Origin of the sequence: Serratia sp. N21D137, assembly GCF_047530005.1 — a bacterium.
GTDB classification, from domain to species: domain Bacteria; phylum Pseudomonadota; class Gammaproteobacteria; order Enterobacterales; family Enterobacteriaceae; genus Chania; species Chania fonticola_B.
Map to the genome: position 1 here is coordinate 1 of NZ_JBLJAJ010000061.1, position 8,258 is coordinate 8,258.

The 8,258-nt window shown below is 52.7% G+C and carries 9 protein-coding genes and 1 pseudogene; 2 read left to right on the forward strand and 8 right to left on the reverse strand.

All coding sequences use genetic code 11. From position 1 onward, the window contains the following. Nucleotides 1–121 precede the first annotated feature (121 nt). Nucleotides 122–403, forward strand: a pseudogene (rhuM, locus tag ACMV5H_RS24535) (RhuM family protein); the annotation flags it as partial. Between the two features lie 176 nt (nt 404–579). On the opposite strand, the gene ACMV5H_RS24540 reads toward rhuM, so the two are convergent. The 6 genes from ACMV5H_RS24540 to ACMV5H_RS24565 all read right to left on the reverse strand — a co-directional run bounded on the left by ACMV5H_RS24540 (nt 580) and on the right by ACMV5H_RS24565 (nt 5,147). Then, on the reverse strand, nt 580–1,206 hold the full coding sequence (locus ACMV5H_RS24540; protein WP_414822681.1) for a DNA-binding protein: 627 nt from the start codon (nt 1,204–1,206) through the stop codon (nt 580–582). A gap of 758 nt (nt 1,207–1,964) precedes the next feature. Next, a complete protein-coding gene (locus ACMV5H_RS24545) occupies nt 1,965–2,348 on the reverse strand; it encodes a hypothetical protein (RefSeq protein ID WP_414822682.1) in 384 nt (127 codons plus the stop codon). After that, nucleotides 2,345–2,701 carry a hypothetical protein gene (locus tag ACMV5H_RS24550; RefSeq protein WP_414822683.1) on the reverse strand — a complete coding sequence of 119 codons (357 nt, stop codon included), beginning with the start codon at nt 2,699–2,701 and terminating at the stop codon, nt 2,345–2,347. Before ACMV5H_RS24550 ends, ACMV5H_RS24545 begins: the two co-directional genes overlap by 4 nt. Continuing rightward, a complete protein-coding gene (locus ACMV5H_RS24555) occupies nt 2,670–3,308 on the reverse strand; it encodes a type VI secretion system baseplate subunit TssF (RefSeq protein WP_414822684.1) in 639 nt (212 codons plus the stop codon). The genes ACMV5H_RS24550 and ACMV5H_RS24555 overlap by 32 nt, the downstream gene beginning before the upstream one ends. A 24-nt stretch (nt 3,309–3,332) precedes the next feature. Continuing rightward, a complete protein-coding gene (tssC, locus tag ACMV5H_RS24560) occupies nt 3,333–4,793 on the reverse strand; it encodes a type VI secretion system contractile sheath large subunit (protein WP_414822685.1) in 1,461 nt (486 codons plus the stop codon). A 90-nt stretch (nt 4,794–4,883) separates the two neighbouring features. Continuing rightward, a complete protein-coding gene (locus ACMV5H_RS24565; protein ID WP_024527682.1) occupies nt 4,884–5,147 on the reverse strand; it encodes a PAAR domain-containing protein in 264 nt (87 codons plus the stop codon). A 268-nt stretch (nt 5,148–5,415) separates the two neighbouring features. On the opposite strand from ACMV5H_RS24565, the gene ACMV5H_RS24570 reads away from it, so the two are divergent. Continuing rightward, nucleotides 5,416–6,453 carry a virulence RhuM family protein gene (locus ACMV5H_RS24570; protein ID WP_414822686.1) on the forward strand — a complete coding sequence of 346 codons (1,038 nt, stop codon included), beginning with the start codon at nt 5,416–5,418 and terminating at the stop codon, nt 6,451–6,453. Between the two features lie 106 nt (nt 6,454–6,559). Here the strand turns inward: ACMV5H_RS24570 and ACMV5H_RS24575 are convergent, their stop codons facing one another. Both ACMV5H_RS24575 and ACMV5H_RS24580 read right to left on the reverse strand, forming a co-directional pair. Beyond that, a complete protein-coding gene (locus ACMV5H_RS24575) occupies nt 6,560–7,666 on the reverse strand; it encodes a hypothetical protein (RefSeq protein ID WP_414822687.1) in 1,107 nt (368 codons plus the stop codon). After that, the coding region (locus tag ACMV5H_RS24580) for a fimbria/pilus outer membrane usher protein (RefSeq protein WP_414822688.1) at nt 7,663–8,258 on the reverse strand (596 nt) is incomplete at its 5' end. The genes ACMV5H_RS24580 and ACMV5H_RS24575, both read right to left, overlap by 4 nt.

Sequence of the window (8,258 nt, forward strand, 5' to 3'; positions counted from 1 at the left end):
ATATAGAGATTGACCTGCTTGTCGTTAAGCGCCACAACCTCTCCATTAGTTGGGAAATCGGACGCTTAGCTTACAAATCGGCCAAAGTAATTGACGCGACAGAGGTCAGAGTAATTGTCGCCTAATACGCGTAGTTAACATGTGGCTGGACTTTGCCGAAGATCAGGCCCGTCGTCGCCAGCAGGTGTTCCTGCGGGACTGGCAGGAAAAGCTGGATCAGTTCCTGCAATTTAATGACCGAGAGGTTCTACAAGGCGCTGGTACCGTCAGTAAAAAAACGGCAGATGAAAAAGCACAGGCTGAATACATCCAATTTGCTGAGCAGCAACGCCGCTTAAAAGAAGCTGAAGGAGAAAAGGATATTGCCGGTTTACTGCGGTGGAAAACCGACACCAAAAAATAGCCTTTAATGCCCCTAGTTTCCACAAGCAAAATCATTTGGGGGCACAATAGGGGGCACCAACCAAAATCCAACACGATAAAAATAAGTAAATTCAATAGAGATAGTTGTCACATGCGACTCCTGTGATCGCCGAAAAAGCACACTAGGAAAAGATAACAACAGTGACAATGAGCGCATCAGACACCGCTGTATACCGGGATGGGGCGGAGGGTAGCTGTGAGACTGTCCCATGCCTGAACCTCTGAGGTCGCAATACGCATCCCCTTTTTTCTGAGTATCGCCACGTCGGCTGCGATCCGCTGCATACCGAACCAAAACAGACCATCCAGCGCCGTTACCGCGAGTCCGTTCTCAAGTGCCTTTTTAAGCCGCTCGCGCGGCATTTTTATTTCCCTGGCAATCTCCCGGTAAGGCTCTGCGGTTTCGCCTGACGATACTTCCCTGCGAATGCGGGTTGACAGACGGTATTGAAATTCATCCGGTACCTTACTCAAATCAGACTTTACGCTGTAAACACAGCCAAAACGCTTGCCGTTGAACACTGCGCTTTTCTGACTGAGTTGCAGTTCATCCCGTAGCTCGGCAATCAGTTGTGGGGTACGCACCAACAGCAAACGAAAAGGCAGTTCAAAGCTGGTGACATAATCCACATTCAGCAATGCGATGCGCAGACGCTCGATACTTCCAGCCCGCACCTGACGGCATTCTTTGAGGACTTCAGCCCATTGCTGCGCAATACGCGGCGTTTCATTAACTTCCGCGAAGCTATATTTTTCAATCTGGTAATCAATACGTTCGACCATGCTGGTTTCCCTTCGCCTACCCGTCGGTCACTTTATCAACGGTCTACGATAATCGGAAGCCAATTTGTTGTTGGTATTGAGGTGGCGCACAAGCGCCTGACACATTTCCGGGTTCCAGCCGAAACTAGCAGGAAGCAAATCGGTGTGTTCGGATACAGTATCAGGTCTAGCCGCAAATCGTTGCGGTGGAACGCGCCTTCCGGGGCGACCTTTTTGATGAAGCGGCGGAATCGGATGTCATGTTGCTAGGTCTCCCGTGAAACCGTCCTGGTGGACCACGGTGCCGGTTTCGGGTTGGTTATCTTACAGAAAACGCTACTCAAGGTTCGGCAGGTTGCTCCAGTGGCGCGCCGTGCGGGCCTGTTTGCCTTCCCTCTGTCATTCCCCGTAAAACTCAGCCCCAAGCCCCCCATGTTAGAATTAATAAGTACAGGGGGGGAGGTAATTTAAAAATTAATGAACGGGAAAGTATCCCTGAAACACTGCTCAATCTCAGGGTGTTTTTCTAATGCTTGCAATGCAGCTTAGGGGGACATTCCTCTCCCAGATCTTTACCACGTTTTAATGCTATACCGCACAAATTTTTTTTGAGAAGCTGAACCTTTCCAATAACAAACCCAATGACACCATGGTCGTCTTTGGTTAGTCCATGTAACATAGTTAACTACCTCCCCTTACTCATTTTATCACCACCAATATTTCCAGTCGCCAAAAAATCATCCATTGATGATGATGGTATTTTAGGTATAGCACAAAATCTACTTTCTTCTTAAATTATGCATTTCCCTTTCAATCTCTTCTGGAGTTCTTTTACGCTTTTCAAAGCCAACCACACCAATAACATTATGATTTAGATCCATAAAAACTTTTAATACATGATTTTCATTGTGGCAATTTATAATTAATATTTTCTCATCTGAAATCCTCATCAGCATATCTATTAGCTCATTAATTCCAAAGTATTTAACGCCAGCCTTGTCAAGGTATTTATTGTGTATTTTAAATTCATTAATGGCTATGCTTTTATCATATTCGACCTCGATCAATTTTATCGAGGTCGAAAGTAAATCAATTGTCTCTTTAGACAATTTTTTATTATCAAAAAATCCGAGCCTGCTTATCAAGTAATCAATAGTTATCATGGTTTAAATACCTCAATGCCGCTATCACGAATCCCTTGCATAAGAACTTCTTGTTCAAAATACTTATCATCAGAAAACTCCCATGACCATTTTTCGTTACCCTTTGGAGCTTCAGCTTTAACTCTCAAAATTATACCATCAGTCTGAGCATAGAAACGAGCTATAGCAGGGTCTCGCGTCCAAGAAGTATATGGACTAATACCAGAAACATTTCCTTCGTTATGAAGTTCCGGAGTAATATCAGAATTTATATCACCAGGCTCAATCCGCCCATTAAAATTATTATCAGCATCAGGATGTCCTCGATGTACACCGCGATAGTTATAAGTACCAACCTCCGCCTCTGGTAGCACAGGGATATTCACTCAGCCACAAATGCAGCTGTTGCCCGGTATGCAGGTCTTCCCCCAGAAATATCCGCAGGCCGTTCAGGGTTGTGAGATCCAGGGGCCGATCCGCCGTGGTGACCAGTTGTAGATACAGGCTGTCATGGCCGTGCCGTTGCTCGCGGCTTACCGCCTGCATCTGTAACGGCCACAGCCGGGTATCACGGCAGGTGCGGAAATGGCACCGCAGCGTTTCCTTACCGGTTGTCACTGGCAGCGGGATACTGACCACCGTGGCCCCCTTGGCAATCTGGGGGCAAGCCTGCGCGGGATCCGACAGGTAATCCTGCTGCCATTCCAGCACGGTCATGCTGGGAGTGGGCCGCAGAAAATAGGGCCACAGCAGGGCCAGCATATGGTGGGTGAGGTTCGGTAGCTGGTCTGCCAACTGCCCCTCTAACTGCCCGGTCATCCAGGCCATTCCCTCCAATTGCCGCTCCACATCGGGATCGTGGTTGGGTGCGGTCAGGAAGGAAACCAGCGGGGCATGTGTTTGTTGCAGCACCTCGGCAGCCTGGTGTAGCGCTTTGCGCCGACGGGCTGGAGGGAATTGCCGATGTTTGTTCTGGTTCATGCGCAAGACTTCCTGTCTTGGAGGTTATTTATCCAGACGCCCGGTCAAGGCGAGGACGAAGTTGGAGCCCATGTGTTTGAAATGCGGCTGCACATGCAACTGTGTCAGATACCAGCCGGGATCATTCGCGACTTCCTGCACCTCAATGCGTGCAGCGCGTAACGGGCGGCGGCTGCGAACGCTGGCTGGTGGGTTCTCCTGATCGGAGACAAAGCGTTTTAACCAGTTGTTGAGCTGATGCTGCAGGTCTCCCCGATTGCGCCAGCTACCCAGCCGCTCACGCTGCAGCACTTTGATGGTGTGCGCCAGCCGGGTAATGATAAACAGGTAAGGCAGTTGAGCCCCCAACTGGTCATTGACCCGAGCGTTCATCCCTTCAGGCGTGAGGTCGGTATATTGCGGCGACTGGATTGAGTTGGCCGAATAAAACACCACGTCCTGCCCTTGTTTGCGCACCCCAAGTGGAATAAACCCGGCCATCGACAAGCGGTACTGCCACTGGTCCGACAGCAGCGTCTCGGTTGGGATCTTTTCTTGCCAACGCCCCAGCGCCGCATAGTAGCGAGCGGGCAGGTTACGGAACGCTCCGCCGCTCTCCGCCCCGATAATATTCGGGCACCAGCGATAACGGGCAAAGCTGCCCGCCAGGCAGACCGCCAGTAAAAAGGCGCTGTTGCCCCACAGCAGGTGCTGATGGGTTCCGATCTGTTCCTGATAGACAAACTGCCGGACCTGTTGTGACGCCGGGGTATAAGGCTCGCGCTGCAAGAATCGGCACACGGTCAGCCCCAGATAGCGGGCGTCAGGGGTAGCCCGGAGCGCTTGCCAGCGGATATGTGTCGGTGCAGCCATGACCGCATCCAAATCAAGAATGGCGGGCAGGTCGGCTAATGAATCAACGCCGAAGAAGGTGGCGTCTGCCGCCGACAGAAACGGTGCATGCGCCATGGCGCTGACCACGCTCAGGTAGTGCAGCAGTTTGATATCGGCGGCACCGGGGGTAAAATCATAGCAGCCAATCACCGCCGCTACCGGCACTCCACCAAACTGGCCGTAGCCTGCCGAATAGACATGCTGGTAATAGCCCGAGGAGGTAATGTCTGGGGAGAATTCGAAATCCGCCAGCAGCTCTTCCTGAGTGGCATGGAGCAGCGTCAGTTGAATGTTTTCATGAAACGGGATGTTATCGACCAGCAGGGCCAGCCCGCGCCAGGTAGATTCCAGGCGCTGAAACGCCGGAGCATGCAGGATGGCATCCATCTGGGCGCTCAGGCGCCGATCCAGTTCCCGCAGCAGGCGATCAATCAGCAGAATGGTGAGGGGGACGCCACGGCCTTGTTCCGGCAGGGCGCGCAGCAACAGCGCGATATCCGCGTGGCTCACCGCATATTCACTGCCGTTCAGCGTCGCAAGCAGCCCGGCGGCAAGTGAGGTGCGCGGTGGGAAAATGTCTGAATCGGTCTGTAGCGTATCTAACGTAGCCACGGCATCCTTGCTCCCTGGTAAAGCGTCTTGTCCATTATTTTGCGACTCTGCCGGTTCTGGCGGAGTGATTAGCGCTGAACGACGTTGCCGTCAGGCATTACATTCATGTTGTGAAGCAATCAGAGCGGCCCCGCAGGCGGTTTTCATGCCTTCCAGCGCCACAGGCACCCCGCCGACCAGCGCGGTTTCTGCACCAGTGACAATCGGAAAGACCCCTTTGCATTGCGGGCAGGAAACCAAATGCCCCACCAGCGCTACGTTCGTCCCGCAGAACTGCATCACTGACGATCCCTGTAACACGACCCCACCATGAGAGGTTTTGTCGCCTTGTAAAATCACGGCCTTCCCTGCCATACGCCCACCATAGTTAGTATTTTCTTATCAGATTACAGGATGTTTAGAATGGAAAAAAGTTGAAATATAACGGTGAGTAATGAATCTGTGAGCAGCATAGGAATAAAGGGGATCTTTTAGCATCAATCTGGGGGCATTGATGAAGCGTTTATTTGTTTCTGCGTGACTGCCCGCAAAATAAACGCCATTCGCGTAATGAGCCTCCATCTGTATATCTGGCATACTAAGCGAATGGCCGTAGTGTCAGTCAGATAAAAACGGAGGCTGCATGACAAATGAACATTTACCTCTGGCTCCTGTCGGGGAATTTCTGCTGTTTAAAAGTGCAGATGGGAGTACCCGGGTTGAATGTCGGTTTGAAGCGGAAACCCTCTGGCTATCCCAAGCGTCGATGGCCGAGCTGTATGATAAAGACGTTCGAACCATCAATGAACACCTTATTAATATCTACAAAGAAGGCGAGCTTGAGCAAAATGCAACCATCCGGAAATTCCGGATAGTTCGTCAGGAGGGTACTCGCCAGGTCTCCAGGGAGATCGAACACTACAACCTTGAGGCCATACTCGCCGTTGGCTACCGCGTCCGTTCAGCCCGAGGCACTCAATTCCGCCAGTGGGCCACCCAAACCCTCCAGCAATACCTGATCAAAGGCTTCGTGATGGACGACGAGCGGCTAAAAAATCCGCCTGTTGGCACATCGGCTGTACCTGACTATTTCGACGAGATGCTGGAACGCATCCGCGATATCCGCGCCAGCGAGCGCCGAGTTTATTTGCGGGTGCGGGAGATCTTTGCGCTAGCCGCCGACTACCAGCCCTCACTCAAAGAGACCACGCAGTTTTTTCAAACCATCCAGAACAAGCTGCATTTTGCCTGTACCGGCCATACCGCTGCCGAACTTATCCATCAGCGTGCCGATGCCAGCCAGCCTCATATGGGGTTGAGCAGCTATAAAGGCGAAGAGGTGCGTAAAAGCGATGTGACGGTGGCGAAAAACTACCTCAATCAGGATGAAGTTGGTGAGCTCAACCGCGTGGTCAACATGTGGCTGGATTTTGCCGAAGACCAGGCACGGCGTCGCCAGCAGGTATTCCTGCGGGACTGGCAGGAAAAGCTGGATCAGTTCCTACAATTTAACGACCGCGATGTGTTACAGGGCGCAGGTACGGTCAGCAAGAAAGCGGCAGATGAAAAAGCACAGGCCGAGTACGTCCAGTTTGCCGAGCAGCAGCGCCGCTTAAAAGAGGCCGAAGGGGAAAAGGATATTGATGGTTTACTGCAGTGGAAAATCGACGCTAAAAAGTAGTCTTGAATGCCCTGGAATTTTGCGAAATTTGAATATTCGACCTTGTTAACCCCAAACCGCTGGACGGCTGGAAAGCTACCCAACCGTCAGCAGCGCCAAATGCGGCTCAGTTAAACGTTACCAGCATTTCCGTAGAGGCCGTGACTGCACCAATGGGCACATTGCTGCCTCCTGAACACAGTCGCCAGGTGAGCTGATTGGTCAAGGTTTTGCTGCTTTCCGCATTGGTGATCCTGCCCAGTTTTATGAGGGAGTTATCAAAGCGCAAGCCGGTTGTGGCCTTGCAGTCGCCACTGCCGGTCACCCCGTTATCAATTTCCCCGGTGATGTAGCCTCCCCCCTGGTTTAATGCCAGACGTGAGGCTGCACTGTTGTACAGGCCGCTGATGGCGCGGAACTGCAGATTGATATTGGCATTTATCTGGTCAGTAGGCTGCCCGCAGGTGGCCACCAGTTGCACGGGCTTCACCGCCAGTTCTGCATTGGCCTGGGTATTGCGAATGACCGATCCGAAGTTGATGACCGTCGGGGTATTCACACTACATTCCAGCGTGGAGATGCGCAGGGAAATATTGGTGGGCAGTATAGAGGTCGTTCTATCCCCTGAGCCAGTGGCGGAAAAGCTACCAAAATACATGGGGGGAACTGAACCCTCTCCAGCTTTTTGGCTGCCGTCCGCCACCAGTACCCAGGTGCCTGAGAGCGTTGCTGTACGAGGACCTGAACTCGAGTAAAATGTACCATTCGACGACGTGGCAGGGGGCAGGCACCATGTATAGTCTGGCGGCGAGGTGATATTCCCTTGTGACGTTGAGGAGCCTCTGGTTTCTGGCTGGCCAATGGTCCCAGTCAACTTCCCCTGTGAATTATTATTTAGGGTATAAGTGGCGCTACCCGAAGCCCGAGGCATCAATCCGACTCCAGGTACCCCGGTCAGCGGGAAGGCCAAATAGCCACCAATGTTTTTCAATTCATTTGAGGCCATACACCGCGTCGATGACTTAGAGACCGACAAAAGTCCGTATACGGGATTAAGTTGCGGATGATCGAGAGGACCACTCAATGTCGCGTTAAACCGCATGCCTTCCCATAGGATCCCTGTGCCCTTGCCGATGGTGATGGTTTCCGCCAGAGCGGGGGCCGCAAGGGGCATCATTAACGCCATGCTGGCGATACCGTATGATGCTGTCTTTATCAAACGTTGTTTAATCACTGTCCTTCCTCACATTGCACATTCAGCATGCGCACCGGATTATTTGCTGATACTGCTGCCTTGCTCAGGCTGAAGTGGGCCAGGCACTGCTGTGCAGCCCCACGGCCCCACGCCGCGCGCAATTTTCCCTGTTCCGGCAACCCGCTCAGGTAGACCTGGCCTGCATCACCCACGATACCGCTGTTGATCTCCGCCCCTTCCCCGGCCAGTGTCACCAGCGTGCCGAAGGGTACCGGTATGCCAGCCTGGGTCAGGGTTATCAGCGCCTGATAGCCGGTGCGTGGCGTAAACGTGGCCGCTACCACCGCCCCTTTGGTGGGATAGACATTGGTGCTGCTCTGCGGCAGGTCGACATCTTCTGGCAGCGTCGACGGGTTCAGGCTCACCGTGTTGTTCTGGTAAGGCGATAGGTACGGCACCACCGCATACCCGCGGCTGTCGGTGCGGATCCCGCCGTTCATTACGCTCACCCCGGCAGCGCCCGGTGCGCGGACCACGGCCACCGAGGTGCCCAGTTGCTGACTCAGCGTCACCCCGTTGGGGTGTACCACCAGCCCCCCGTTACCACTCACATTCAGTGAGTTATAGCGGC

What these genes read in the sequence shown, in the direction of transcription:
- ACMV5H_RS24570 (WP_414822686.1), top strand. Translation starts at nt 5,416, where the DNA reads ATGACAAATGAACATTTACCTCTGGCTCCTGTCGGGGAATTTCTGCTG.
- ACMV5H_RS24555 (WP_414822684.1), bottom strand. Translation starts at nt 3,308, where the DNA reads ATGAACCAGAACAAACATCGGCAATTCCCTCCAGCCCGTCGGCGCAAA.
- ACMV5H_RS24565 (WP_024527682.1), bottom strand. Translation starts at nt 5,147, where the DNA reads ATGGCAGGGAAGGCCGTGATTTTACAAGGCGACAAAACCTCTCATGGT.
- ACMV5H_RS24540 (WP_414822681.1), bottom strand. Translation starts at nt 1,206, where the DNA reads ATGGTCGAACGTATTGATTACCAGATTGAAAAATATAGCTTCGCGGAA.
- ACMV5H_RS24545 (WP_414822682.1), bottom strand. Translation starts at nt 2,348, where the DNA reads ATGATAACTATTGATTACTTGATAAGCAGGCTCGGATTTTTTGATAAT.